This is a genomic window from Candidatus Collinsella stercoripullorum (assembly GCF_027669965.1).
GTDB classification, from domain to species: Bacteria; Actinomycetota; Coriobacteriia; order Coriobacteriales; family Coriobacteriaceae; genus Collinsella; species Collinsella stercoripullorum.
This window is the reverse complement of the sequence record NZ_JAQECM010000003.1, coordinates 37,170-62,437: the sequence shown is the minus strand read 5'-3', so window position 1 is coordinate 62,437 and position 25,268 is coordinate 37,170. Positions and strand designations below refer to the sequence as shown.

Here is a 25,268-nt window from a genome sequence, read left to right as displayed (position 1 = left end):
GGCGGGCAACCCGGGCCCTGCGCGGGACCCGGCCTCAGCGCGGAGCCCCCGCGCCGGCGGAGCGGTCCGCGCCGGGGGCGTCCGTCCGGACGGGCGCGGGCCCCAGGAACAGCGGGACGGCGATGCGGGTGTAGAACGCGAGCCAGATCAGCGACGCGCAGAAACCTCCGATCACATCGGACGCGTAGTGCACGCCCAGGTAGATGCGGCTCACCCCGATCATCAGGATGATGAGCGAGAAGACGCCCGCGAGCAGGTTGCGGCGGCGCCGGTCCGGCTCGTAGCGCCACACGAGCCAGATCACCAGCCCGAAGAAGGCCATCGCCGCCATGGAATGACCGGACGGGAAGCTGAAGCCGGTCTCCTCGACCAGGCGGAAGCCCTCCGGGCGCGGGCGCTGGACCAGGGTCTTGAGCAGCACGTTCAAGCCCGCCGCGAGCGCCAGGTTCACCGCGCAGCACCACCCCGGGCGGCGGCCCGGGGCGAAGGCGGCGATCATGAGGAGCAGGGCGATGAGCACCGTGGGCGTGGCGAGGGCGGAGAAGCCCTCCATGACCGGGGTGAGCCAGTCGGCGCGCAGGTGCTCCACGATGAGCCAGTACGCCGCGCGGTCGACGGCCATGATCTCGCCCTCGAGCACCTCCGCGAGCAGCAGCGAGAACACGGCCGCGCAGCCGAGCACGGCCAGCGCGACGCGGTTCCGGCGCGCGAGGGCGCCTATCCGCGCGGGCAGGCCGCCCGCCTCGCGAACGCCCCGCGGGGGCCGACCGGGTTCCTCGAGATCGCGCATGGGCTCCCCTCCCGTCCCGTCATCCGTCTCGATACCGATACCCGCAGGGTACCCGTCGGCGCGGACATCCGCCGGCGGGACGGCGGGTTGTGGCGAAATCGTGGCGCCTCCCGCCCCCGTCCGCGCAGGCGCGGCCGCCCGAGCAGCGCCCCGGGGCCCGGATTCGCGCGCGACCAGCGCGTTTGACGGATGTCCGCGCGGCGTCCTATCATCGAACAGACGTTCCGGAACAGATGTTTGGACTTCCGCCGGGAGGGGGCCGCCGTGGGTGATTCCGCCACCGAGAACCGCATATACCTGTGCATCGACCTCAAGACGTTCTACGCGTCGGTGGAATGCGCCGACCGCGGCCGGGACACCCTCACCTGCAACCTGGTGGTGGCCGACCCCGACCGCGGGCGCACCACCATCTGCCTGGCGGTGTCGGCCGCCATGAAGCGGCTCGGGGTGCGCAACCGCTGCCGCGTGTTCGAGATCCCCGATGGGATCGACTACATCATGGCGCGTCCGCGCATGCGCCACTACATGGAGGTCTCAGCGCGGATCTACAGCATCTACCTGGAGTACGTGAGCCCCGACGACATCCACGTCTACTCGGTCGACGAGTGCTTCATCGACGCCACCCCCTACCTGTCGCTCTACCGCACCACGCCGCGCGCGTTCGCCCGCGAGCTCATGGACGCCGTCTACGCCCGCTGCGGCATACGCGCGACGGCCGGTATCGGCACCAACCTGTTCCTGGCCAAGGTGGCGCTCGACATCACGGCCAAGCACGTGGAGGACGGCATCGGGTACCTGGACGAGGAGCTGTTCCGCAGGACCATCTGGCGGCACCGCCCCATCACCGACATCTGGGGCATCGGGCCGGGCATCGCCGCGCGCCTGGCCAAATACGGAGCGGCCGACCTCATGGGCGTCGCCGCGCTCGACGAGCGCATCCTGTACCGGGAGTTCGGCGTGACGGCGGAGTACCTGATCGACCACGCGCACGGCGTCGAGCCCTGCACCATCGCGGAGATACACGCCTACGTGCCCGAGGCGACCTCCCTGACGAGCGGCCAGGTGCTCCCGCGCAGCTACAGCTACGGGGAGGGGCGCACGGTCCTGCGCGAGATGGTGGACGCCTCGGTGCTCGACCTCGTCGACCGGCGCGCGGTGTGCGACGCGATCTCCCTGTACGTGGGGTACGCAGACGACACCCGCGAGCGGGCGCGGATCGGGGCGAGCGGGAGCGCGCGGGTCGGGGACGGCTGCGGAGGGCTGCACCAGGCCGACACCGTGCTGGCCGCCGCCCCGGCACCGGGGGGAGCCCGCGACGCGGCGCCGGGACGGGGCAGGGCGGCGGCCCGGCGCGGCCCGCGGCACGACGGGGTACGGGCCCGGCAGGCCGCGCGCGCACCCGCGGGGCCGGTGGGCGCCGGAGGGTGCTTCGTCGGCGAGCACGGGACGCGCCCGCTCAAGGGGCGGCGGATCTACGGCTACGCCGAGGCGTCGCGGAAGCTGGGCGAGCGCACGAGCTCCTTCAAGCGCCTCATGGCGCGCTTCGACGCCCTGTACGAGGAGATCGTGGACCCCGACCGCCCCATCAAGCGCGTAAACATCGGCTTCGGGGGCCTGCTGCCCGAGGAGTTCGCGACCGAGGACCTGTTCTGCGACCGCGCCGCCGAGCAGGCCGAGCGCGACCTGGCCGAGGCCGTGCTCGCGGTGCGCGGACGCTATGGCAAGAACGCCCTGCTGCGCGGCACGAGCTACCGCGAGGGGGCGACGGGACGGGAACGCAACGAGCAGGTGGGAGGACACCATGCCTAGCAGGACACCGGACGGGCACCGGGCGGGCGCGGACCGCGGGGGCGCGGGCGCCGAAAGGACCCGGCGGCTCGACTCCCCTTGGGGCGAGCTCGAGTTCTCGCCGGTCGGGGACGAGTCGCGCCCGACGGGCCCGGGCCGCCCCGCGCGGCGCGCCGACGGAAGGCCGCGGGCGAGCCGCGCGGCCCAGTTCATGCCCTTCGCCGCGCTCACCGGCTACTACGACCTCGTGCGCGAGCAGGAGCGCATCGTGGAGCCGCGCCATGAGCTCACCGAGGAGGAGGCCGAGGCGCTCTCGCGCACGATCGTGCAGGTGCGGCGCGGGGACCTCGTCCGCATCACCTACTACGACCGGGGCGGCTACATCACGCGCGCCGGGGTGGTGGAGGGTGTCGACCCGGTGCGGCGCAGCCTGCGGCTCGGCCAGCGGACCGTGCCCTTCGACGACATCTGGACGATCAGGCGGTCGTAGGCGGCGGCGAAGCGGGCCGGCTCCTCGCCGCTGCCGGCGGGACACCTCCCCACCCGCTATAGTCCGATTCGTAAAAAAGTTCGCAGTGGATTACTTTTTACTTGACCGACGCGCCCGGAGCCGGTACGTTTTCACATGGACCTTTTGTAAGCCACGGTGAACTTTCAGGAGGAGCCATGGGAGTCCTTCCCGACGAGCGGGAGCTCGAGCACGCCATCGTGCGGCACTGCGCGCCCACCCTCGCCGCCCTGAAGCCCGCGAGCCTGTTCAACGTCCCGGGGAACTACTCCCGCGAGACGGGGCCGGATGAAGGGCGCAGGGACCTCGAGGAGGCGGTCGAGAGGTGCGCTCGGCAGATGCGCGGATCGGGCGTCGCGGTGCGCGTCCTCGCATGGCGCGGATGCGGCGCGCTCGTCTACGTGTACCGGCCGCGCGAGCTCGCGGCCCATCTGCGCGACCCGCGCGCGGCATCGCTGCTCGCGGACCGCGGGTACGACCCGGCCTCCCTCGAGGACTGCCTGGACGCGCTCGCGACGCGCCTCGAGCGCGACGCCGGACGGGGAGCTGCGGGACCGCGGACGCGACCGTGCCCCTGCGAGGAATCCGGCTGCGCACGGGACTTCCCCCACGAGATGGGGCTGTTCCTGGGGTACCCCTACGCGGACGTCGCGGGGTTCATCGAGCACCGCGGCCGCGACTACCTGGCGCTCGGGCCCTGGAAGGTCTACGCGGACGTGGACCGGGCGCTCGCCACCTTCGCGCGCTTCCGCCGCTGCGCGGAGGCCTACCTGCGCGCGCACCGGCAGGGCGCCGACCTGGCGCGCCTGGCCGTCCCGTCCATCGGGTAACCCGTCCGGGAACGGCCCGGACCGAACGGAAAGGATATGGAAATGAGCAGGATCGCAGTCGTCTTCTGGAGCGGCACCGGCAACACCGAGGCCATGGCGGGAGCCGTGGCGGACGGTGCCGCCGCCAAGGGCGCGGAGGTCGAGACCATCCAGGCGGCGGACTTCACCGCCTCGGACGCGGCCTCCTTCGACGCCATCGCCTTCGGCTGCCCTGCCATGGGCGCGGAGGAGCTGGAGGAGGGCGAGTTCCAGCCGATGTGGGAGGACGTCAAGCCCGAGCTCGACGGGAAGCGCATCGCGCTGTTCGGCTCCTACGACTGGGGCACCGGCGAGTGGATGGAGACCTGGCACGAGGACGCCGACGAGGCGGGCGCCGCGGTCGCCGGGACCGTGATCGCCAACAACGAGCCCGACGACGATGCCCTGGAGTCCTGCCGGGAGCTCGGCGGCTCGCTCGCCTAGCGCCGGGCGGGGCCGGGTCGCCGGCATCCCCGCGCGCCCGCTGCCCGCGGCGCGCCGGCATCGAACCGCGGCTGGGGCCGCGTCCGGACCGACCGTCCGGGCGCGGCCCCGTCGCATGGAGGCCCGCCGGGATGGGGCCGCGCGGGCCTTCGGCGCGCGGCGGGCGGGGTACAATCGAGTGGTCCTGCACCGATATCGAGAGGGGACCCATGGACGAAAGCAAGCTGGCCGCGTACCGCGCCACCGCGGCCACCGTCATCAAGAACCTCAACCGCCGCAACATGGAGGGATACTACCGCGACACCGCGGAGGAGGCCGTCGAGCTCGTCTGCGGGATGATCCCCGCGGGCGACTCGGTCACCTGGGGCGGCAGCATGACCTTCACCGAGAGCGGCATGCGCGCCGCGCTCGAGACCGGCCCCTGGAAGCTGCTCGACCGCTCGACCGCGCACACGCCCGAGGAGCGCCGCGAGATGTGGCGCGACCGCGCGAGCGCCGACTGGTTCTTCATGAGCACGAACGCCCTCACCGTCGGAGGCGAGCTCGTGAACATCGACGGCAACGGCGACCGCCTGGCGTGCCTGGTCCACGGCCCCGCCCACGTGGTCGTGCTCGCGGGCATGAACAAGCTCGTGGCAGACGTGGACGCCGGCATCAAGCGCATCCGCACCGTCACCTGCCCCATGAACGCCGCGCGCCTGCACACCGAGACCCCCTGCGAGACCCACGGGATCTGCGGGAGGTGCCATGCGGAGCGCTGCATGTGCTGCGAGACGGTCGTCACGCGGCACTCGCGCCACGACGGCCGCATCAAGGTCGTCCTCATCGGCCAGGACCTCGGCTACTGATCGAAACCCCCTGCGCTCCCGCGCCCCTGCGGCCTCCTCGCGGCGGGCGCGGGAGCCCCGGACACCGGCTCGACCGGGGCCGCGGCCCCGCGGGACGGGTCCCGTCCCCGCAGCACCGCCCGGGCAGCCCGGGCACCCGTGAAAGGATCATCGTGAACGACTTCAGGTTCTACTCCCCCACGCGCTTCGTCTTCGGCCGCAAGGTGACCGACCGCACCGGCGAGGAGCTCGCCGCGCTCGGCTACCGGCGCGCGCTCATCGTCTACGGGCAGGGCTCGGTCGTGCGCACCGGCACGCTCGACCGCGTGAAGGCCTCGCTCGACGCCGCCGGGGTCGAGCACGCCGAACTATCCGGCGTGCGGCCCAACCCCGAGATCGGCTCGGTCCGCGCGGGCGCGCAGCTCGCCCGCGACTTCGGCGCCGACGTGGTGCTGGCCGTGGGCGGCGGCTCTGCCATGGACGCCGCGAAGGGCATCGCCGTCGCCGCGCCCTACGACGGCGACGCCTGGGACTTCTGGCGCAAGCGGGCCGTGCCCTCCACCTGCCTGCCCGTCGCCTGCGTGGTGACCATCCCCGCCTCGGGGTCCGAGGCGTCGAACTCCTGCGTCATCAGCAACGACGCCGAGCACCTCAAGTGCGGCCTCAACACCGACATCTACCGCCCGGTCCTCGCCGTCATGGACCCCGAGCTCACCTTCACCCTGCCGCCCTACCAGACCGCGGCGGGCGTCACCGACATGATCGCCCACATCATGGAGCGCTTCTTCTCCGGCCAGCCGGCGGCCCCGGTGACCGACAACATCGCCCTCGGCATGATCCGCGCCGTGATCGAGGCGGCCCCGCGCGTGATGGAGGACCCCTGCGACTACGACGCGCGCGCCGACATCATGTGGGTGGGCACCCTCGCCCACAACGGCCTGGCGGGCTGCGGCCTGGGCGTCCCGGGCGGGCGCGACGGCGACTGGACCTGCCACGGGCTCGAGCACGAGCTGTCCGCCTTCGACACCTCGATCACCCACGGCGCCGGGCTCGCCGTGATCTTCCCCGCCTGGATGCGCTACGTGTGGCGCGAGCATCCCGAGCGCTTCCTGGAGTTCGGCCGCCAGGTCTTCGGCATCGAGCCGGTCGACCCCGCCGTCGACGACCTCACGGGCATCGACGAGGAGGTCACGCCCGAGCGCGCCGTCGCCGACGCCGTGGAGGCGACCATCGACGAGCTGCAGGACTTCTTCGTCTCGCTGGGCATGCCGCGCACCCTCTCCGCGTTCGGCATGCAGGAGGACGATATCGAGCAGCTCATGCCCGGCCTCACGATCAACCGCGGCGAGCTGTTCGGCTCCTTCAAGAAGCTGACCCTCGACGACGCGCGCGCCATCTACCGCAGCGCGCTGTAGCGCCCCTCCCCGTCCGCGGGTGCGCCGTCTCCGGGATGCGCCCCGCGGACGCCGGCCCGGACGCCCGTCCGCATGGCAGCGCCCCTCCCGCCGACCGGATCCGCGGTCCACAGGAGGGGCGCTTCGCGTACGGGGCGGCAGGGTGCCGCGGGCGGATCAGGCGATATGGCCCAGGAAGTCCCGCGTGCGCTCGGAGCGCGGGCTGTCGAAGACCTCGTCGGGCGTGCCCTGCTCGACGATGACGCCGCCGTCCATGAAGATGACGCGGTCGGCGACCTCGCGCGCGAACCCCATCTCATGGGTGACGACGATCATGGTCATGCCGCCGCGGGCGAGCTCCTTCATGACGCCCAGCACATCGCGGACGAGCTCGGGGTCGAGCGCGCTCGTGGCCTCGTCGAAGAGCATGACGTGCGGGTCCATGGCGAGGGCGCGGGCGATCGCCACGCGCTGCTGCTGTCCGCCCGACAGCTGGCTCGGCATGTAGTCGACCCGCTCGGCGAGCCCCACGCGCGCGAGCTGCTCGAGCGCGACGCGCTCCGCCTCCTCGGCGCTGCGCTTGAGCACGCGCTGCTGGGCGATCATCACGTTTCTCTTGGCCGACAGGTGCGGGAACAGGTTGAAGCTCTGGAAGACCATGCCGAGCTTGGCGCGCACCGCGTTGATGTCGACGTCGGGGGCCGTGACCTCGGTGTCCTCGAAGAAGACCTGGCCGCTCGTGGGGACCTCGAGCAGGTTCACGCAGCGCAGCATGGTCGATTTCCCGGAGCCCGAGGGGCCGAGCACCACCACGACCTCGCCGCGGTGGACGTCGAGGTCGATCCCCTTCAGCACGTCCAGGTCGCCGAAGCTCTTGCGCAGGTCCCGGATGCGCACGATGGGGCGCTCCTCGGGGCCGGGCGTCGCGGCGCTCGTCTCGTTCATCCCGTTCCTCCTCACGGTCGCGCCCGGCGGGCGCGGGGTACGTCGGCCGCCGCGCGCGGCGGGCGGCCCGATCCGGCCGCACCCGGCATGCGCGAGGCATCTCCCTCAACTATACGGCGCAGACGGCCCCGCCCCGGCTGGAAAGCGGCGCGGCATACAGAATGACCGGAGGGCGGGACGGTGGCGACCGCTGGGCGGCCCCGCGTCATGATGCGGGGCCGTCCCGGCCGCCGCAGGCCACTCCGCCGCGCGTCAGGCGCCGGTCTGCAGGGAGCGCAGCAGCTCGATCTCGCGCGCGTAGCCCGGCAGCTCGTTGGGGGTCTCGAGGATGAACGGGAGGTCGCGCAGGGCCGGATGGGACACGATCCGCGCGAAGACCTCCTCCCCGCCCCCGAGCTCGGCGGAACCGAGGTAGCCCTCGCCGATGCGCGCATGGCGGTCCTTGCGGGCGCCGCAGGGGTTCTTGGAGTCGTTGACGTGCACGGCGCGCAGGCGCGATAGCCCCACGACGCGGTCGAACTCGGCGAGCACCCCGTCGAGGTCGCCGATGAGGTCGTAGCCGGCGTCGCTCACGTGGCAGGTGTCCAGGCACACGCCGAGGTTGTCGGCGAGCGCGGGCGCGGTGCGCGCCACCCCGTCGATGATGGCGGCGAGCTCCTCGAAGGAGCGCCCGACCTCGGTGCCCTTGCCGGCCATCGTCTCGAGCAGGACCGTCGTGCGCTGGCCCTCGAACATGACCCGGGTGAGCACGTCGACGATCATCTCGATGCCCGCGTCGGGTCCCTGGCCCACGTGCGCCCCGGGATGGAAGTTGTAGAGGTTGCCCGGCAGGGCCTCCATGCGCTCCAGGTCCTCCGCCATGGCCTCGAGCACGAACTCGCGCGCCCGCTCCTTGGCCGAGCAGGGGTTGTAGGTGTAGGGCGCATGGGCGACGAGCGGCCCGAACGCATGCTCGTCCAAGATGCCGCGCAGGGCGGCGACATCGTCGGGATCGAGCTCGCGGACGGTGCCGCCGCGCGGGTTGCGGGTGAAGAACGCGAAGGTGTCCGCGCCGATGGAGAGCGCCGTGCGCCCCATGGCCTCGAAGCCCTTCGAGGTGGAGAGATGGCAGCCGATGGTGAGCATGGGAAGATGCCTTTCGCAGGAAGGGATGCGTCCTCGCCATGATACCGCCCGGCCCGGCAATCGGGCCCGGCGGTCGGGTATCCGGCGCGGGCGCCTAGATGCGGTCGGCGATCTCGAGCACCAGGCGCTCGGTCTTGTCCCAGCCCAGGCACGCGTCGGTGATCGACTTGCCGAACACGCCCCCGTCGAGCGGCTGGTTGCCGTCCTCGAGGTAGCTCTCCACCATGAAGCCGCGCACGAGCCTGCGGATGGGCTCGGACCGGCGCATGGAGTCGAGCACCTCCTTCATGATGCGGATCTGCTCGAGCGGGCGCTTGCCCGAGTTGTCGTGGTTGCAGTCGATGATCGCCGCGGGGTTGGCGAAATCCGCCTCGGTGTAGGACGCGGCGAGGCGCTCCAGGTACTCGTAGTGGTAGTTGGGGTAGTTGAGGCCGTCCATTCCGATGTAGCCGCGCAGCACGGCATGTGCGAGCGGGTTGCCGGTGGTGGAGACCTCCCAGTTACGGAAGATGAAGGTCTGGGGCTGCTGCGCCGCGTAGATCGAGTTCAGCATCACATCGGTGGACCCGCCCGTGGGGTTCTTCATGCCGACCGGCATGGGCACGCCCGACGCCACGAGGCGGTGCTCCTGGTTCTCCACGGAGCGCGCGCCGACCGCGATGTAGCCGAGCAGGTCGATGAGGTACTGGTAGTTGGTGGGGTACAGCATCTCGTCGGCGGTGAACATCCCGGTCTCCTCGACCACCCGCAGGTGCATGCGGCGGATGGCCTTCACACCCTCGAGCAGGTTGGGCGCGGCCTCGGGATCGGGGTTGTGCAGCAGGCCCTTGTAGCCGGTGCCCTTCGTGCGGGGCTTGTTGGTGTAGACGCGCGGGATGATGAGGAGCCGGTCGCGCACGCGGTCCGCCAGGGCGGCGAGGCGGGTGACGTACTCGAGGACCGAGTCCTCGCGGTCGGCCGAGCACGGGCCGCAGATCAGCAGCAGACGGGGGTCGGCGCCGGTGAGCACCGCGGCGACCTGCTCGTCGAAGGAGACCTTCCGCTCGCTCATCTCCGCCGACAGCGGCATCTCCTCGCGGATCTCCTTGGGGATAGGCAGCAGGCGCTTGAACCGCATGGACATAGGCGCTCCTTCTCGAACGGTCGGTCGACAGGGATGTGCAGGGGATTATCCCCCGAAGAGCCGCCGCGCGGCAACCGTCGCGCGCACGCGTTGCCCGATTGGAAATAATCGGCCCGCCGCCAAGCGGCCCCGGCGGCCCGTGCCGGGACCCGTCACTCGATGAGCATCGCGTCGCCGAAGCTGAAGAAGCGGTAGCACTCGTGCACCGCCTCGGCGTAGGCGTCCATGACCTGGTCGCGGGAGGCGAACGCGGAGACGAGCATCATCAGCGTGGACCGCGGCACGTGGAAGTTGGTAATGAGGGCGTCGACCACGTGGTAGGTGGAACCCGGCATGAGGAAGAGGTCGGTGGTCGCGTCCGCGCGCGGGGTGATGTCGCCGCGGCCGAGCACGTCGGCCCCGTCCGGACGCCCTTCGAAGTACCGCGCGGTGACGGGGGGCTCCGCCGCGGGCGCCTGCGCGTCGAAGGCGCTCTCGAGCGAGCGCACCGCCGTCGTCCCCACCGCGATGACCCGGTGCCCCGCCGCCTTGGCGGCGTGGACGGCGCGGACGACCTCCTCGGGGACGTGGTAGCGCTCGGTGTGCATCACGTGCTGGGTGGGATCGTCCTCCTCCACCAGGCGGAAGGTGTCGATACCCACCTCGAGCTCCACGGCCGCGAAGGTCGCGCCCTTGTCCTCGATGCGCTCCATGAGCTCGGGCGTGAAGTGCAGGCCGGCCGTCGGCGCCGCGGCGGAGTGCTCCTCCTCCATGGCGTAGACGGTCTGGTACTTCTCGGGATCGCCCTGGTAGTCGGTGATGTAGGGCGGCAGCGGCACGTGGCCCGCCGCGTGGATCGCCTCATCGAGGGTGCGCGGCGCGCCGGACGCGCCCTCGCCGCGGGGGGCGAAGCGCACGAGGCGGCCGCCGCGGCTCTCGGGGACGAAGTCGACGACCTCGCCGGTGAGCACGACCGGGGCCGACTCGGGGGCGTGCAGGCCGCCGGCGCGGTACTCGATGACCGCGCCGGGCTTGAGGCGGCGCCCCGGGTTGACGAGGCACTCCCACACGTGCCCGAGAGGGTCGATGTCCTCGCGCCGGCGCAGCAGCAGCGTCTCGGCGACGCCGCCGGTGGCCGCCTTGCGCCCGACGAGGCGGGCGGGCATGACGCGGGTCCGGTTGATCACGAGGACGTCGCCGGGCTCGATGTAGTCGACGATATCGCGGAAGATGCGGTGCTCCACGGTGCCCCCGTGGGCGAGCGCGACCCTGCCGTCGCCCTCTGACGCGGTGCCCGCGCGATCCAGCACGAGCAGGCGGCAGCTGTCGCGCGGCTCGGCCGGCGCCTGGGCGATGAGCTCTTCGGGCAGGTCGTAATCGAAATCGTCGGTGCGCATGGGGTCCTCTTTCGCGAAGCGGCCGCAGCCCGGCCGCGTTTGAACCTCCCCATCCTAGCGCAACGGCGCGCAGGCGGGCCGACGCGGGGCGGACAGCGGCAAATCGACAGGAGCGCCGCCGGGCACGGCACGGGGCGCGCCGGCGCCCCGTCAGGAAAGCGCGTGCATGTCGAGCGCGATGGACAGCACATCGTCCTCGAGCGAGGCGGAGATCCCCATGTCCATGGCATGCGCGAGGTTCGCCGCCACCGACAGGCCGAGTCCGCTGCCCTTCGCGCCGCGCGACGCGTCGGCCTGGTAGAACCGGTCGAAGAGCCGCTCGGCATCGATGACCCCCGGGTCCGCGACGGCGTTCGCGACGCGCAGGACCGCATGGCCGCCCGCGCACCGGCACCCGATCGCCGGCGCCGCGGCCCCGTGGCGCAGCGCGTTCACCGTCAGGTTCGTGAAGATGCGCGCGAGCGCGTCCCGGTCCGCCTCGACCGTGACGGTCGCGTCGTCGAAGGAGACGGCCGGCTCCCAGCCACGCTCCTCGAAGGCGGGGTACTGCCCCAGCAGCACCTCCTCCACGAAGGGCTTGAGCGCCACCGGCTCCATCTTGAGCGCGAGGTCGGGGTCGGTCGACTTCGTGTAGGCGAACAGCTGGTCGAGCAGCTCCGTCGTCGCATCGATGCGGCTCGCCGCCGCCTCCAGGTGCCGGGCGCGCACCTCCGGGTCCCCCTCGTCGCACGCGAGCTGCAGGTAGCCCTTCGCGCCCATGAGCGGCGTGCGGATGTCGTGCGACAGCGCCGACAGGTCGCGCTGGAACTCCTGCTGGCGGCGCATCGCCTCGATATGGGCCTGCGCGCCGCGGTCGAGCTCGGCGTTGACGGCGTCGGCGAGCTCGGTCACGCCGGGCGCGGCCCCCGCCGTCACGCGCGCGTTGCTCTCCGCATCGCGTTCGCGCAGGAAGCGGGCGATGCGGCGCATCTCGCCGAGATAGCGCGCGCTCGCGAGCAGCGCGCCCATGCCGACCCCGACGACAAGCAGGATGATGGCGAGCAGGCTCGTATCCATGGGCGTCTCCAAACGATTATTCTGGAACCGACCGCGCGCCGCTTGCCCTAGATATCGCGCTCGCGGGCGATGAGGAGCACGACCGCGGCGGGGATCGCGACCCAGATGACGCCCGCGATCAGCGCCTGGACGCCGGGCGCGACGGTCAGCGCCTGCGACGATGCCCCCCAGACGTCGGCGGGCGACATCCAGAACAGGCCGCCGCCGAACTTGAGGTTGCCCAGCGAGGAAGAGGGCAGCCACGCGGCGAGCGTCTCGAGGGCGGGGCGGACGGGCTGCATGACGCGCAGGATGCCGCCCGAGGAGAACGCCAGCCCGCTCAGCAGGCTCGAGACCGTCCCGAAGCAGAAGCAGAACGCGCCGATGTAGCTCACAGGGCTGACGCGCGTGGCGTACACGAGGACGAGCGAGAGCACGGCGAGCGCCCAGATGTTGAGCCAGTAGCCGCCGAGCCATCCCAGGAACCCGACCGGGCTGTCGGCCTGCGCGAACGTGTACCCGCCGATCCATGCGCACCCGGTGATGACCGCGATCGAGAGCAGCAGCATGACCGCGGACAGGACGCCCGCGAACGCCACCTTGCCGAGGACGTACGAGAGCCTGCCGACGCGGGCGCTGAGCGCGGTGCGGGCGTAGCCGCCCTTGAACTCCTGCAGGACGTGCTCCGCCACCATGAAGCAGACGCACAGCGGGACGATGCCGCTCGCCATGTCCGCAAGGTACGCGGTGTAGGAGGCGAAATCGGACGGCACGGGATTTGCCGCCCCCTCCGAGAGCGCGGCGTAGGTCTGTGTCTTGGCGAACAGCATCAGCGCCACGACGGCGGCGTACGCGGCGACGATCGCGAGGGAGTACTGCCAGAAGCTGCCGCGCAGGCCGCGGGCGCGCGTGATGCGGTACAGGTCGGATTTGATGAGGTTCAGCATGGCGCTACCTTCCTTTGCGACGCGAGAACAGGGACGGGACGAGCTCGAGCAGAAAATCGATCAGGCAATCCAGCATCGGCCTACCTCCCCTCGGGCGCGGGAGCCGCAGGGCGGGAGCCGCCGTCCATGAGCTCGACGAAGTAGTCCTCGATGTCGCGCTCGAGCACCGTGAGCTCGAGCACCACCTGGCCGGCGTCGTGCAGCACGCGCGACACGTCCTCCACCGAGGGCGCGCCCGACGCCGCAGGATCGCTCGACGCCCCGCCGTACGCGGAGGTCGCCCGGCGCGCTCCCCCGCCGACCACGATCGCCTGGTCGGGCTCCACGCGGAAGGTCGCCCCCGGCAGCCGCTCCTCCAGGATCGCGAGCGCGCGGGCCGGGTCGGCCGTCTTCACGCGCACCGAGCTGCCGCAGGCCGCATGCAGCTCCTCGTCGGTGAACTCGCGCACCATGTGGCCGCCCGCGATGACGCCGAAGCGCGTGCACACGCGCATGAGCTGGTCGAGCACGTGGCTCGAGATCACGATCGTCACGCCGCGGTCGCGGTTGAGCCGCACGAGGGCGCGTCGCAGGTCGCGCGTCGTCTCGGGATCCATGCCGTTGAACGGCTCGTCGAGCAGCAGCAGGTCGGGCGAGCCCACGAGCGCGAGCGCGAGCCCCAGCCGCTGCTTCATACCCAGGGAGAACTTCTTCACCCGTCGCGGGCCGACGCCCTCGAGCCCCACGAGGGCGAGCAGGTCGTCCACCTGCTCGCGCGGGCGGACGACGCCCATGGCGAGCGCCTTCATCATCATGTTCTCCGTCGCGGAGAAGTTCGGCAGCACGCCCGGCTCCTCGATCAGGGCGCCGATGCGCGAGGGCGCTCCCGAGAAGCTCCCCGCCACGTGCGAGCGGTCCTCGCCGAACAGCGCGAGCTGTCCGGCGCTCGGCGTGGCAAGCCCGGCGATCATCTTCATCGTCGTCGACTTGCCCGCGCCGTTCTTGCCCACGAAGCCGTAGATGTCCCCCGCGGCCACATGCATGTCCAGGCGCTCGACCGCGAACGTCTTCCCGTAGCGCTTGGTGAGCCCACGGATATCGATCACATTCATGGTTGCTCCCATCAATCATCCCCGCGGCGGGGCCATCCGAGTCCCTTCCCCGCCGCTCGTGCATGAGTATGGGGGACGATCTTTGAGCAAGTCTTTCCCAAGGATTAAGAAAGCCTAAAGATGCCGACGGCGCGCTCGGCGCGTCGGGGGAACGGCGTCGTGGGAAAAAAGTGCCTGTCACTATTTTCCCGCAGGGCCGGGGGAGCCGTCCCCGGTGGCGCACCCCTCCGCACGGCGCTACTCGTCCTGCTGCAGCTTGAAGCCCATGCCCCACACGGTCTTGATGTAACCCTCGGTGCCCGTCGCGCGCAGCTTGGCGCGGATGTTCGACACGTGCACGTTCACGGTGTTGTCGTCGGCGGTGTAGGGCTCGCCCCACGCCCGCTCGAAGAGCTCCTGCTTGGAGAACACGCGGCGGGGGTGCTCCATCAGCGCCTGCAGGATGTTGAATTCGATGCGGGTGAGCTCGACTCCCCGCCCGTCCGCGGAGAACGTGCGCGCCTCGGGGTCGAGCTCCCACGCGCGAAAGCGCAGCGCCGCGTCCGCGGGCCGCACGCCCCCGCCCGCGCCCTCCGATGCGGGGACGCCGCGGTGGCGCAGCTGGACCTCGATGCGCGCGACGAGCTCGTCCAGGTCGAACGGCTTGATGAGGTAATCGTCCGCGCCGAGCTTGAGCAGGTCGATGCGGTCGGAGGCGGCCGTGCGCGCGGAGATCACGATGATGGAGACGCGGGCGTCGCGCTCGCGGATGAGCCCCACGAGCCCCTCGCCGGGCATGCCGGGCAGCATCAGGTCGCACACCACGATATCGAAGGGGAGCGAGCCCTCGCCGCCCCCGATGAGCAGGCGCGCCTCGCTCCCGGAGAACGCCTGCGCGCAGGCCATCCCATGCCGCGCCAGGTGCGTGGCGACGATCTGGTTGATATCGGCATCGTCCTCGACGATCAGCACGCGCGTCGCGCCCATGAACGGCTCCCTTCGCATCAGTTGCGCCCCAGTATAACGAATGCCCCGCGTAGCCCGCCCGACGCGAAAACCCCAAAGGCGTAAAATAACCCCTGGGGTATTTTTGCATGGTGAGGAAGCATGATGGTCGATAGGGCGTTTTCGAGGATTGCAGCGTTTGGGGCTGCTGCGATGTTGGTCTCCCCCACCTGCGCATGGGCCGATATGGGACTTGTGCAGAAGACCACACCGGAGGGCACGATCGTCTACTTCGATTTCGACGGCATCGGCTACGCGCTCATCATCGTCATCGCACTCGTTCTGATCTTCCGCGGGCAGCGGAAAGCACTGAAACGCATGGCTGCAGGCAAGCGGCGCACCCGACGCAGCGGCTCGACCACGAGCGAACCCACCGACCCCGGCGCCGAAGCCCTTGCCGCCGTCGAGCGCCTGAAGCAAGCCGAGCAGGCCGCCCGCGCGCCCAAGAAGCGCGTCATGCGACAGCGCAACGCGGGAAAATAGGGACAGTCCCTATTTTCCCTACGCCGATTGTTGTCCGATATCCGCAATGAATCGCTCGATCAGTCTGTTCACACACTCCGGAGCATCGGTGTTGGCGTTATGGCCCGCGCCTTCGATCCACCTCATGGGAAGGCCCGCGTGCCTTTCCCATGCTCGGTTGCAGCGCTTGGCCGAACCCGCAGCGTCGTGGTCACCGCAGATGAGAAGCGCGGGGCACTCGATGCGGTACGGCCGATCGGCAAGAACGGCTTCTGCGAGTGCCCGGTAGCCGCAAGCGGCAAGATCGATGTACTCCCATACTTTGCAGAACGTGGCTATGAGAGCCCCAGAACGAGTGCGAGCTTCTCCGTCACCTCGTCCATCCGGTCTCTCTCCAAGATGCCGATTCGCTTACCCAACATGCCGCAACTGACCGAAGCGATCTTGTCCGTCATCACGAAGCTCGTGCGCTCGAGGCCGTTTTCTGCGGAGGGCTCGACTCTGACGCGCGTCGGCATGCCGGAGCTCTCGAACGTCGTCATCAAGCAGAGCACGACTGAGTCGAAGCCGCTTATCTCGTCGCTTTGCACGATGACAACCGGTCGCGCCTTGCTCGCATAAAGGTCATCTCGCATCGTCCAGATCTCACCGCGCATCGCTCATCATCCTCAGCGCGAGCCGATCTGAAAACTCCGCCGCCTCCTGCTCGGAAGCGAATGCCTCGACCTTGGGCTCGGGCAGGCGCACGTCAAACGGAAATCCGCGATGGGCGTTGAACGCGGACACGAAGATGCGCATGGCATCCGCCGGCGTCGTGCCCAGCAGGCGGGTCGTCTCTCGGAAACGCGCCGCTTCGGCATCTTCTACTCGTGTAGCAAGCTGCGAACTCATAACAACCTCCATCATTTTGTTGAGATTTGCTATTCATTGTACCCAACTTGCATTATCTCAGTCTGCTTTGAACGCGATGACGAGAGCCATCGCCGCGAAGCGCCGCGGGTTCTGTACGATCAGCCCTCGAGGGCCCTCAGCGCCGCCCCGCGCGCATGGATGAGCGTCGTGTCAAAGAGCGGGACGTCCGTGTCCTCCGGGTGGACGAGCAGACCGATCTCCGTGCAGCCGAGGATGACCCCCTGCGCCCCGCGCACGGCGAGGTCGTCGATGACGCGGAGGAACTCGGCGCGCGAGTCATCACGGATCTCGCCCAAGCAGAGCTCGTCGAAGATCACCCGGTTCACGAGCTCGCGGTCCTTCTCATCCGGCGTGAGAATGGCAATCCCACGCTTCTCGAGGACACCGGTGTAGAAGTCCTGCTCCATGGTGTAGCGTGTGCCGAGAAGCCCCACTGTGGCGATGCCGGCATGATCGAGCTCGTCTGCCGTCATGTCGGCGATATGGAGCAGCGGGACGCTCACCGCCGCCGCGACCTCGCCCGCGACCTTGTGCATGGTGTTCGTGCAGATGAGAACCATGTCTGCCCCAGCGCGCTCGAGGGCACGCGCCGCCTCGGCAAGAATCTCGGCGCTACGACCCCAGTCGCCAGAGGACTGGCAGCGCTCGATCTCGTCGAAATCCACGCTATACAACACGATGCGGGCGGAATGGAGCCCTCCCAGCTGCTCTGCCACCACGCGGTTGATGACCTGATAGTAGGTGACCGTACTCGCCCAGCTCATGCCGCCGATAAGGCCGATGACCTTCATTGCGCTGCGCCTCCTCGCCCGGAACGTCCTAGGCACTCGATTTCCAACGATGATAGGTCGCCATGCCCTATCAGCAAAGAAGAACCCGTATCGCAACAATCCTTAAATGGTTTGTTTCCTACGCCCCCGCCCGATCGCCCAGAACGCGAGGAACGAGATCGCAACACCCGCGACAGCGATCCATCTGCGCGGCGTGACGGAGTTGCCCGTCGTAACACTGAGAATGACAACGAGCGCGACCCAGAGCGTCGGCAGGACGGCCGCCGTCCACGCTGAGCGCGTGTATCGACCCAGCATCTGCGCTGCCGCCAACGCAGCGGCGCCACCGACGGCTGCCGCAAGCCCGGTAAAATCCTGCACGTCGAGCAATAGTCCGCCTATCACCAGCACGCCGATGCCCACGGCGAGCCCCACGAACACCTGGAGCACCAATCACATGACGTTGGCGGAGGCGCTCTCCTGCGCCGCCTCCACCGGGTCTCCTGACGCCGCGCCCAGAAGCTCGGCCGCACTCTTTGCCTCCCGGCCCTCCCCGCCGCGCCGAGCGACGAGGGCGACCACGGCGGACGCCAGCACAAGCACCGCCAGCAGCAGGCGCAGCGCCGAATCCAGGTAGTCTCTCCCTGCAACAGCCATAAAGGCGAGCACGCCGATGACGGTGACCTCGACCGCCCCCAGCGCTATCGCGAAGGCCTTCCTCTGCTGCTCGTCCTTCTCGACCATCTCGCGCATCTCGTCCACGTCCCCTCTCACCATCTCGTCGATCGTGGTGCCGAAGAGGTTCGCGAGCAGGAGCATGCTCTGGACGTCGGGCAGGGTCTTGTTCGTCTCCCCGTGGCTCACCGTGACGCGGCTCACGTAGAGCCTCTGCGCGAGCTCCTCCTGGGAGAGACCGAGCGCCTGCCTGCGCTCCCTGATCTGGTTGCCGACGTCCATGCGCGCTTCCTCATCCCTCGCGGCCTCTCCTGCAACCCCAACGTAGCCGCGGGGCGCACAAGATGCAGTATAAAGTGCTTTACAGGCGCGATTACCTGCAATAATAAGTTGCGACTATCCAAGCTTCCCGGAGGAACTCGCATGACCAAGACCCTCTATCTCATCGGCGGCCCCATGGGCGTGGGAAAGACCACCGTCTGCCGCGAGCTCAATCGGATGCTGCCCGCCTCCGTCATGCTCGACGGGGATTGGTGCTGGTGCGCCGACCCGTTCCAGGTAACAGAGGAGACCAAGCGCATGGTGCTCGACAACATCTGCCACCTGCTCGGCAACTTCCTGCGCAGCAGCGCATACGAGAACGTCATCCTCTGCTGGGTCATGCGCGAGCGCGCGATCATCGACAAGATCCTCGGGCGGCTACCCATCGAGGAGTGCGGCGTCGAGGTCCGCACCGTCTCCCTAGTTGCGCAAGAGGACGAGTTGTGCCGCCGCATCGAGGGAGATGTGCGCGCGGGCGTGCGCGACGAAGAGGCGGTGGCGCGGTCGCTCTCCTACCTCCCGCGCTACCGCGACCTTGGCACCGAGCTCGTGGACACCACCGGCCTCACCCCACACGAAGTCGCCGCGCGCATCACCAGGACGCGCGGGTAAACGCCTCGCCCTTGGAAGATTGAACGCTGAGGCTTACGCCGAGAGCACGGCCTCCAGCTCGGCGACCGTGCAGAGCGCGGAGCCGTAGCACTTCTCGCAGTGCTCGAGCGCACCCTCCTGCGTGCCGCAGAGGAAGGTCATGGTGGCATCGGTCACCACGATCGAGTCGTAGTTCAAGAAGTAGGCGTCGGCAAGCGTGTGCAGCACGCAGATGTTGGTGTCGGCGCCGACGGCGATGACACAGGTGGCGCCGAGCTCGCGAAGCGTCAGGTCGAGGTCGGTCTGGAAGAAACCCGAGTAGCGGCGCTTGGGGATGACGATGTCCGAGTCGGCACGCTCGATCTCGGGGAAGATGCGCATGGCGCCGGCGATGCCGTGCTCGCCCCAAAGCTCCAGCTCTCGATCGAGCCCGGGAACGTGCGCGTCGTTGCAGAAGATGACAGGGATGCCGGCAGCGTGACAGGCGGCGACCGAGCGCGCCACGGCGGCGCGATAGGCGCCAGTCGCGGTCTCCGGATCGTAGAGTGTATCGTCGCCCGTCGCCTCGATGGCATCGATGACCAAAAGCGCGGTCTTGTTCTTATCAATCTGCATATCTGTTTCCCTCACGCGTCTTCACGGAACCTTCCATCAACCAACACACCTATACAAGCTCCACCTAGCGAGCCGGAACATCAACCCCCATCTTAGCGCCCCGTCAGCTTCTTGATTTCGTGCGCAATGGCAAGTTAACGCCAGGTTCATTCTTGTCGACAAGATTGAACCTGGCACCATCCTGTTGCGATCGAATGGGTTGAACGGAACACGTCCCCAACCAACCCAAAATGGGTTGAACGGAACACGTCCCCAACCAACCCAAAATGGGTTGAACGGAACACGTCCCCAACCAACCCATCGCCGTCAGGCCCTTGCGGCATTCGCGAGCCACGCAGCGACGACGGCGGTCGCACCGGCCGCCAGAAGCGCAATCGCCCATGCAGAAACCAAGCCGAGCGCCACGCCGTAACCGAGCTGGCCTAGGGGCGTGGCGAAGTTTGCCAGCATGAGGGCGAGCGCCATGACCTTGCCCACGAGGGTGCCGGGGCTCTTCATCTGCAGATAGCTGGTGGCCACGACGCTATAGGGCGAGCACACGTTGAAGAACGACGACCCGAAAAGGTTCACGAGCGTTGCGCCCAGGATGGTGCGCCACATGAGCGGGCTCGAGCGCAGGAAGGCAAGCGCCTCGGCGAGGTCCGCGCGGGCGGTGGCGACGGCGCCCGCCGTACGTATAGGCGGCTCATAGGGGACACGCACGAAAAGAGCCGCCACGACAGCCGATGCCGCGAAACAGGCAACGCATACAATGACAATGGGCGCAAGGCCGAAAAACCCGAAGGCCAGCCCGCCCACCACGGGCCCGCCGATACCCGTGACCATGCCAACCTGGTTTACGAGCGCCACGGCGCGCTCGACTTCGGCGGGCACCACAAGGTGCGGAATCGCCGACTGCACGCAGGGCTGCTCGAGCGCCTGCGCCGCGAAGGCGAGCATGAGGACGACGACCGTCGCCGGCACGACCGCGGCCGTCCCCGCGAGGGGGAGGCAGGCCGCCATCGCCGCCGCGAGCGCCGCGCCCACGGCCACCATCACGCCCCGCTTGCGCGTGCGATCGGCGATGACACCGCCCACGGGCGCAAGCAGCGTGTAGGGTACGAACCCCGCCGCGACCACGCCCCCGTAGAGCGCGCCCGACCCCGTGAGGTTGAGCAGGTGCAGGGGCAGCACGAACTGCAGGATCTCCATGCCGAGCAAGCCGACCGCCTGGGACGCCATGACCGCCGCGAAGCGCGGGGTCGCAATGCCGGCATTTCTCCCAGCAGCGCGCTTCTTCTCCCCGGTTGGCCTCTTCTCGTTGTTGTTCTTCATCGCTTCCTCTCTTTCATACATTCGATTGGTATGTATATTCGCTCGAAAGAAAGCCGCTTGTGCGGCTGTCTTTCATGGGCTATTAAAACCCCGCTTACTGCGGCGAATCGCCGCCGTCCTCGACAGCGCCCTCCCCCGCGAGATCACGGGCGAGCTCGCCCCAGGAGTCATCCCACATGCGCGTGGGGTCGAAGGACTCCCAGTCTACGAGGTCAACGCCGAGCGCGTGCATTACGCGCACGAGCACGGCCGCGCGGCGCTCGAACTCCGCCTCGTCGGCAAGCGGGTGGTAGAGTGGCACCATCCAGAGGTTCGCAAGCAGGAGCATCACCTCGGCGGTCTCGCGCGGGTATTCGGAGGTCACCGTGCCGTCGGCCACGCCCTCGCGGATCGCCGGTTCAACGTAGCGGTGCGCCACGTCGAGCGCGTCGAGGTACTCGCGTGCAAGGAGGCGCGAGCTGGTGATGGGGTCGGAGGAAGGGCGCATCGAGGTCGTGCGCGCTGATCCGTTTGCAACGCCCCCTGCCTTTGAGGGCCTTGTCGGCAGTATAGAGGGGCTCTATACGCGGCGCATCTCGCTCCAGCACCGCTTTGTCTACACCGTTGATGCCACCCCCGTCGCCTTTGACGGCGAGCAATTTCAAGGCACAGTCAAGGTCGTTCGCATGTGGACGCATTACGAGGGCATCCGATAGGCGGTATTGACGTACAATAACCCCCGGGTTTTTCGACCTGTTCGACATGCAAGATGGGCTGAACGGAACACGTCCCCAACCAACCGACCTGCTCGACATGCTGAATGGGTTGAACGGAACACGTCCCCAACCAACCGATGTGGCGAATCAAAGGGAGGCGCCGTGTACGGAAAAACGGAAACCCTGCAGCTGCTCGATCGAGAAGGCATCAGCTACGAGCTCTATGAGCACGCCGCGGTCTTCACCGCGGCACAGGCCATTGCCGCGCATATCCCCCATGGCGAATTCGGCGCCAAGAACCTGTTCCTGCGCGATGACAAGCACCGCGCATACTATCTCGTCGTCTTGCCGGATCAAAAACGCGTTTCCCTCCGCGAAATCCAAGAGCGCCTGGGTGCACGGCGCCTCTCGTTTGCGAGCGACCGAGACCTGGCCTCGATGCTCGGCCTCATCCCCGGATCGGTCACGCCGCTCGGCGCGCTCAACGATGTCGAACACCGCGTAGGAATCGTTATCGACCAGGAAATCGTCGATGCCGGACGCGTAGCCGTGCACCCCTGCGAAAACACCGCCACGGTTCTTCTTGCCACAAACGATCTCATTGAGTTGCTGACGCGGCACGGCTCGAAGGTATGCGTGGCAGCCCTGTAGCTGCGCGGGCATAAAACCCAGGGGCTTTCGGCAATGGCGCCTCATGGGCATGCATACATCCCCCGCTCCGACCGCACGCCGAAGCCTCTGGAATTGCGCGAGGACGTCAGACGGTATAGGCATGGGACGGGGTATCCTCCAAATGAGTATGCGCTCAGGAGGTGACCGAGATGCGGATGTGGATTGATCGCGCCGGACGGGCACTGTCGGTTGCAGCCGCCATCTATCTGCTCCTTTGGCTGGCATGCATCCTCTGGTTCTGGCTGGGCATACCGTTTTCTGGCGGTGGAATCTTCGCCTACACGTTGCTCGTGTACTACATCACGCTGCCTGCAGCCTCCGCCGTTGCCTGCGCGCTCGCGGGCTGGCGCGCAGAACTTGGAAAGGAGCGCCTCCTCGCACCGCTTGCCGATGCGTCGCTCTACGTCGCCGCCCTGTTGCTCACGTTCAGCTTGTCTTCCGCCCTGGGGCTCGCAAACATCGCGCCTGTCGGTCTTGCGGCTTTCTTTACGGGCCTCGCACCCGGCGCAATCGGCCTTGCCTGCGGGTGGGCGCTACGGCGATTCCGGGATAGCCGACGCTGATGCGACCCGATGTGAAATGACGTCTGACGTAATTCCAAGCGACAGGTTTGTACCTAGCACCATCTTGCCGCTCAACTGGGACTCTACTGGCGGTCGAGCAAACTAAACCAGCTGTCGGTTGAGCGCGCTGCCCTCCTATGAAACGATGGGCTCGCCACACACGCCACCGGGAAAGGACCGATCATGACCGCACAGAGCTTTGGCGCCACCATCGCCGCCCTTCGCAAGCAGAAAGGCATGACGCAGCTTGAACTCGCCCGCCAGATGGGCGTGACCGACAAGGCCGTCTCCAAGTGGGAACGCGACCTCTCGTTTCCGGACGTCGCCTCGCTGCCCAAGCTGGCAGAGGTACTCGGCACCTCCGTCGACGAGCTGCTTGAAGTAAAGAGCGCCGCGCAGGAGGAACCCAAGGCCTCGACCGCGAAGGTCCCCGCCCTCGTCGAACTCGTGCTCAAGGCCGTCGCACTCGCCATGGGCGTCGGCGTCACCGCCCTCACCATCATGGACGAGATCGAGCCTCGTCATGCGTTCTGCCTGCTCGGCATCGGCCTTGCCTGCCTAGCGCTCGTTCAGCTGTCCCACACCGACGAGACGGACATGTGACACGTTGCCCCGACGAGTTTGCACCCGGCACCATCTTGTCACGCAAGGCGCTCGCGCCGCGGCGTGCGGACGCGGAACAGCCCATGCCGATTGCAGTACGCAAAGATCGTGCCTGACATCCCCATGCGAATGCGCGCGGCGGCATCCTGCTCCGGATAGAGTTTCACAAGCGTGATGCCGCCCGTGCTCACGTAGGCGATGAAGCTGATGTGGTGATCTTTGGTCATGGGATGGTCGAGCGTGATGTACCACTCGTCCTCGATGCGCTCCACCGCGATCGCATGGGCCTCATCCGGCTCCTCCGCCTCGCAGGGCACCAGCTGCACGCCGCAGCACGAAAACGACCCTTCGCCCAGCGCATAAATCACGTTACCGCACACGGGGCATACGTAGAACTTGGAGCGCATGAGGTTCGCCGCCCGGTTGGCGTTTTGGCGCACATCGCCTGTCAGCAATTCAGCAACCGAGACACCGAGTGCCGCGGACAGCGGCTCTACGAGCGAGATATCGGGCAGCCCTCGCCCGGATTCCCATTTGGATACCGCCTTATCCGTCACGCCGACGGCGTCGGCAAGTGCACGCTGGGTGAGCCCGCGCTGCTCGCGCAGGGTCTTGATGGCCTCGGCGGTCAGATACGATGCCATGGGGGCACTCTTCTTTCAGCTGGCGTCTCATGCGCCGCGTCATCCATTCGTGCCCCAGTATGCCCGGTCGATTGGCAGCGCGCCACCTACGGACCGTAGAGTCGCCCGTATCGCGATTCGCCTACCCGCGCATCGCGTCCGCCCGCCGACCATGCGTGCCGGATTGCGCATGCCGCCGTCGCCAACGTACGACGTTGGGTACACTTTGCCTCAAATCAGCAAGGGCACCCCGTTCATCCCACGGCACTTAGAAAGGCACCGGCTATGAAAGCTCGCATCATCGCCGCTGGCATGCTCGCAGCGGCGCTCACCCTCCCCTTGTCGGGCTGCTTCGACATAGTTGGCGACACGACGGATAGCCCCGTCGACTCACTCACCGACCTTGTCGAAAACGCCGTGGAAGCCGCCGATCAGCTCCAAGGCGTCGAATGGGATAAGCTCAGCCGCGCTGTGGTACGCGATGCCGCCACGGGCGATGTGGTCGCCGAGGTCACCGACCAGCCAACGATTGAGGCTGCGTTCGCACCGTTCAGCTCGGAAAACGGCCTGACCTCGAAACCGGAGAACGCCGAGGAGTACCTGATTGAGGTCTGGCAGCCGACGACCGTGAAACTCGGCGAGGATGCCGCCGACGCTGAGGAGATCCAAATCCTCGAGGTCATCACCTATCGGGACTCGAACGTGGTGACCCTCACGGTAACGCCCCTCGATCTCATACTCCATCTCGACACATCTGCCGACACCGCTGACGTGCTGCGCGCGCTTGCCGAATGACAACCCCGCGGCAACAGGAGACCATCATGCCTCGCAAGCCCATCGCCCAGCTCTCATTCACCCAAATCTATCCCCTGCTCGTGCAGAAAGCTGAGCGCAAGGGCCGCACGCGCGAGGACGTCGATACCGTCACCTGCTGGCTCACCGGCTACAGCCGCGACGACCTCGAACGCCAGCTTGCGCGCGATGTGACCTACGAGACCTTCTTTGCTGAGGCACCCTGTCTGAATCCCAACCGCACGCTCATCACCGGCAAGATTTGCGGCATCGACGTGGCGACCATAGAGAATCCCGTTGAGCAGAACGCCCGCTATCTCGACAAGCTCGTCGACGAGCTCGCGCGCGGACGCGCGATAGAAACGATTTTGCGCCAGCCCCCGGAGTCGTGACATCGTCAAGACTGCCTTCCGCTCAAGCTGCCGCAACGAACAT

At 68.3% G+C, this 25,268-nt stretch carries 32 protein-coding genes; 14 read left to right on the top strand and 18 right to left on the bottom strand.

What is annotated here, in order from left to right; all coding sequences use genetic code 11:
• Positions 1 to 34 precede the first annotated feature (34 nt).
• The gene (locus tag PHA29_RS01590; protein WP_270847696.1) at positions 35 to 790 is read right to left on the bottom strand and encodes a phosphatase PAP2 family protein; all 756 of its coding nucleotides are present in this window, start codon (positions 788 to 790) and stop codon (positions 35 to 37) included.
• Between the two features lie 264 nt (positions 791 to 1,054).
• On the opposite strand from PHA29_RS01590, the gene PHA29_RS01585 reads away from it, so the two are divergent.
• The 6 genes from PHA29_RS01585 (at position 1,055) to PHA29_RS01560 (ending at position 6,620) form a co-directional block, all read left to right on the top strand.
• Positions 1,055 to 2,599 carry a Y-family DNA polymerase gene (locus PHA29_RS01585; protein WP_408612004.1) on the top strand — a complete coding sequence of 515 codons (1,545 nt, stop codon included), beginning with the start codon at positions 1,055 to 1,057 and terminating at the stop codon, positions 2,597 to 2,599.
• The gene (locus PHA29_RS01580; RefSeq protein ID WP_270847694.1) at positions 2,592 to 3,068 is read left to right on the top strand and encodes a YolD-like family protein; all 477 of its coding nucleotides are present in this window, start codon (positions 2,592 to 2,594) and stop codon (positions 3,066 to 3,068) included. Before PHA29_RS01585 ends, PHA29_RS01580 begins: the two co-directional genes overlap by 8 nt.
• Before the next feature lie 176 nt (positions 3,069 to 3,244).
• On the top strand, positions 3,245 to 3,916 hold the full coding sequence (locus PHA29_RS01575; RefSeq protein WP_270847693.1) for a DUF3793 family protein: 672 nt from the start codon (positions 3,245 to 3,247) through the stop codon (positions 3,914 to 3,916).
• A 42-nt stretch (positions 3,917 to 3,958) separates the two neighbouring features.
• On the top strand, positions 3,959 to 4,378 hold the full coding sequence (locus PHA29_RS01570) for a flavodoxin (RefSeq protein WP_270403579.1): 420 nt from the start codon (positions 3,959 to 3,961) through the stop codon (positions 4,376 to 4,378).
• A gap of 209 nt (positions 4,379 to 4,587) precedes the next feature.
• Positions 4,588 to 5,226 carry a lactate utilization protein gene (locus tag PHA29_RS01565; RefSeq protein WP_270847692.1) on the top strand — a complete coding sequence of 213 codons (639 nt, stop codon included), beginning with the start codon at positions 4,588 to 4,590 and terminating at the stop codon, positions 5,224 to 5,226.
• Between the two features lie 152 nt (positions 5,227 to 5,378).
• Positions 5,379 to 6,620 carry an iron-containing alcohol dehydrogenase gene (locus tag PHA29_RS01560; protein ID WP_270847691.1) on the top strand — a complete coding sequence of 414 codons (1,242 nt, stop codon included), beginning with the start codon at positions 5,379 to 5,381 and terminating at the stop codon, positions 6,618 to 6,620.
• A 156-nt stretch (positions 6,621 to 6,776) separates the two neighbouring features.
• Here PHA29_RS01560 and PHA29_RS01555 read toward each other — a convergent pair whose 3' ends face one another.
• From PHA29_RS01555 to PHA29_RS01520, 8 genes are all read right to left on the bottom strand, one after another.
• Entirely contained in the window at positions 6,777 to 7,544 is a 768-nt protein-coding gene (locus PHA29_RS01555; protein ID WP_270574518.1) for an amino acid ABC transporter ATP-binding protein, read from the bottom strand.
• A 252-nt stretch (positions 7,545 to 7,796) separates the two neighbouring features.
• Positions 7,797 to 8,669 carry a deoxyribonuclease IV gene (locus PHA29_RS01550; RefSeq protein ID WP_270847690.1) on the bottom strand — a complete coding sequence of 291 codons (873 nt, stop codon included), beginning with the start codon at positions 8,667 to 8,669 and terminating at the stop codon, positions 7,797 to 7,799.
• 94 nt (positions 8,670 to 8,763) lie between these two features.
• Complete coding sequence (locus tag PHA29_RS01545) at positions 8,764 to 9,792, bottom strand: 3-deoxy-7-phosphoheptulonate synthase (RefSeq protein ID WP_270403586.1); 1,029 nt, start codon at positions 9,790 to 9,792, stop codon at positions 8,764 to 8,766.
• A 152-nt stretch (positions 9,793 to 9,944) separates the two neighbouring features.
• Positions 9,945 to 11,168 carry a tRNA preQ1(34) S-adenosylmethionine ribosyltransferase-isomerase QueA gene (gene queA, locus PHA29_RS01540; protein WP_270847689.1) on the bottom strand — a complete coding sequence of 408 codons (1,224 nt, stop codon included), beginning with the start codon at positions 11,166 to 11,168 and terminating at the stop codon, positions 9,945 to 9,947.
• A 150-nt stretch (positions 11,169 to 11,318) separates the two neighbouring features.
• The gene (locus tag PHA29_RS01535) at positions 11,319 to 12,224 is read right to left on the bottom strand and encodes a sensor histidine kinase (protein WP_270847688.1); all 906 of its coding nucleotides are present in this window, start codon (positions 12,222 to 12,224) and stop codon (positions 11,319 to 11,321) included.
• Between the two features lie 47 nt (positions 12,225 to 12,271).
• Entirely contained in the window at positions 12,272 to 13,150 is an 879-nt protein-coding gene (locus PHA29_RS01530; protein ID WP_270847687.1) for a hypothetical protein, read from the bottom strand.
• 80 nt (positions 13,151 to 13,230) lie between these two features.
• Entirely contained in the window at positions 13,231 to 14,241 is a 1,011-nt protein-coding gene (locus PHA29_RS01525; RefSeq protein WP_270847686.1) for an ABC transporter ATP-binding protein, read from the bottom strand.
• A 237-nt stretch (positions 14,242 to 14,478) separates the two neighbouring features.
• The gene (locus tag PHA29_RS01520; RefSeq protein ID WP_270403594.1) at positions 14,479 to 15,207 is read right to left on the bottom strand and encodes a response regulator transcription factor; all 729 of its coding nucleotides are present in this window, start codon (positions 15,205 to 15,207) and stop codon (positions 14,479 to 14,481) included.
• Positions 15,208 to 15,327: 120 nt separating this feature from the next.
• Between PHA29_RS01520 and PHA29_RS01515 the strand changes: the two genes are divergently transcribed.
• The gene (locus PHA29_RS01515; RefSeq protein WP_270847685.1) at positions 15,328 to 15,708 is read left to right on the top strand and encodes a hypothetical protein; all 381 of its coding nucleotides are present in this window, start codon (positions 15,328 to 15,330) and stop codon (positions 15,706 to 15,708) included.
• A 314-nt stretch (positions 15,709 to 16,022) separates the two neighbouring features.
• Here the strand turns inward: PHA29_RS01515 and PHA29_RS01510 are convergent, their stop codons facing one another.
• The 5 genes from PHA29_RS01510 to PHA29_RS01490 form a co-directional block, all read right to left on the bottom strand.
• Positions 16,023 to 16,343: a type II toxin-antitoxin system PemK/MazF family toxin gene (locus PHA29_RS01510; protein ID WP_270403596.1), complete on the bottom strand. Its 321-nt coding sequence runs from the start codon at positions 16,341 to 16,343 to the stop codon at positions 16,023 to 16,025.
• Positions 16,333 to 16,578 (bottom strand): type II toxin-antitoxin system RelB/DinJ family antitoxin, encoded by a 246-nt coding sequence (locus tag PHA29_RS01505; RefSeq protein WP_270403597.1) that lies wholly within the window; start codon positions 16,576 to 16,578, stop codon positions 16,333 to 16,335. Before PHA29_RS01505 ends, PHA29_RS01510 begins: the two co-directional genes overlap by 11 nt.
• 119 nt (positions 16,579 to 16,697) lie before the next feature.
• Positions 16,698 to 17,390: an aspartate/glutamate racemase family protein gene (locus PHA29_RS01500; protein WP_270403598.1), complete on the bottom strand. Its 693-nt coding sequence runs from the start codon at positions 17,388 to 17,390 to the stop codon at positions 16,698 to 16,700.
• A 102-nt stretch (positions 17,391 to 17,492) separates the two neighbouring features.
• Positions 17,493 to 17,819 carry a hypothetical protein gene (locus tag PHA29_RS01495; protein WP_270403599.1) on the bottom strand — a complete coding sequence of 109 codons (327 nt, stop codon included), beginning with the start codon at positions 17,817 to 17,819 and terminating at the stop codon, positions 17,493 to 17,495.
• 3 nt (positions 17,820 to 17,822) lie between these two features.
• A complete protein-coding gene (locus PHA29_RS01490; protein WP_270403600.1) occupies positions 17,823 to 18,326 on the bottom strand; it encodes a helix-turn-helix transcriptional regulator in 504 nt (167 codons plus the stop codon).
• A 141-nt stretch (positions 18,327 to 18,467) separates the two neighbouring features.
• Here PHA29_RS01490 and PHA29_RS01485 point away from each other — a divergent pair, with 141 nt between their 5' ends.
• Positions 18,468 to 18,977 carry an AAA family ATPase gene (locus tag PHA29_RS01485; RefSeq protein WP_270403601.1) on the top strand — a complete coding sequence of 170 codons (510 nt, stop codon included), beginning with the start codon at positions 18,468 to 18,470 and terminating at the stop codon, positions 18,975 to 18,977.
• Positions 18,978 to 19,010: 33 nt separating this feature from the next.
• Here PHA29_RS01485 and PHA29_RS01480 read toward each other — a convergent pair whose 3' ends face one another.
• The 3 genes from PHA29_RS01480 to PHA29_RS01470 form a co-directional block, all read right to left on the bottom strand.
• Positions 19,011 to 19,571 carry a cysteine hydrolase family protein gene (locus tag PHA29_RS01480; RefSeq protein WP_270403602.1) on the bottom strand — a complete coding sequence of 187 codons (561 nt, stop codon included), beginning with the start codon at positions 19,569 to 19,571 and terminating at the stop codon, positions 19,011 to 19,013.
• Between the two features lie 306 nt (positions 19,572 to 19,877).
• Positions 19,878 to 20,885, bottom strand: coding sequence for an MFS transporter (locus PHA29_RS01475; protein ID WP_270403603.1), 1,008 nt, complete (start codon positions 20,883 to 20,885; stop codon positions 19,878 to 19,880).
• A gap of 94 nt (positions 20,886 to 20,979) precedes the next feature.
• Positions 20,980 to 21,372, bottom strand: a complete 393-nt coding sequence (locus PHA29_RS01470; protein WP_270403604.1) for a hypothetical protein — start codon at positions 21,370 to 21,372, stop codon at positions 20,980 to 20,982.
• On the opposite strand from PHA29_RS01470, the gene PHA29_RS01465 reads away from it, so the two are divergent.
• The 4 genes from PHA29_RS01465 (at position 21,350) to PHA29_RS01450 (ending at position 23,418) form a co-directional block, all read left to right on the top strand.
• A complete protein-coding gene (locus tag PHA29_RS01465; RefSeq protein WP_270403605.1) occupies positions 21,350 to 21,580 on the top strand; it encodes a type II toxin-antitoxin system RelE/ParE family toxin in 231 nt (76 codons plus the stop codon). The two genes, PHA29_RS01470 and PHA29_RS01465, sit on opposite strands and share 23 nt — an antisense overlap.
• Before the next feature lie 162 nt (positions 21,581 to 21,742).
• Entirely contained in the window at positions 21,743 to 22,231 is a 489-nt protein-coding gene (locus PHA29_RS01460; RefSeq protein WP_270403606.1) for a prolyl-tRNA synthetase associated domain-containing protein, read from the top strand.
• A 170-nt stretch (positions 22,232 to 22,401) separates the two neighbouring features.
• On the top strand, positions 22,402 to 22,815 hold the full coding sequence (locus tag PHA29_RS01455) for a hypothetical protein (RefSeq protein WP_270847684.1): 414 nt from the start codon (positions 22,402 to 22,404) through the stop codon (positions 22,813 to 22,815).
• Between the two features lie 183 nt (positions 22,816 to 22,998).
• The gene (locus PHA29_RS01450; RefSeq protein ID WP_270403608.1) at positions 22,999 to 23,418 is read left to right on the top strand and encodes a helix-turn-helix domain-containing protein; all 420 of its coding nucleotides are present in this window, start codon (positions 22,999 to 23,001) and stop codon (positions 23,416 to 23,418) included.
• 38 nt (positions 23,419 to 23,456) lie between these two features.
• On the opposite strand, the gene PHA29_RS01445 is transcribed toward PHA29_RS01450, so the two are convergent.
• A complete protein-coding gene (locus PHA29_RS01445) occupies positions 23,457 to 24,062 on the bottom strand; it encodes a helix-turn-helix domain-containing protein (RefSeq protein ID WP_270403609.1) in 606 nt (201 codons plus the stop codon).
• A 264-nt stretch (positions 24,063 to 24,326) separates the two neighbouring features.
• On the opposite strand from PHA29_RS01445, the gene PHA29_RS01440 reads away from it, so the two are divergent.
• On the top strand, positions 24,327 to 24,836 hold the full coding sequence (locus tag PHA29_RS01440; protein WP_270403610.1) for a hypothetical protein: 510 nt from the start codon (positions 24,327 to 24,329) through the stop codon (positions 24,834 to 24,836).
• 26 nt (positions 24,837 to 24,862) lie between these two features.
• Positions 24,863 to 25,225 (top strand): DUF2200 domain-containing protein, encoded by a 363-nt coding sequence (locus tag PHA29_RS01435; protein ID WP_270403611.1) that lies wholly within the window; start codon positions 24,863 to 24,865, stop codon positions 25,223 to 25,225.
• Positions 25,226 to 25,268 lie beyond the last annotated feature (43 nt).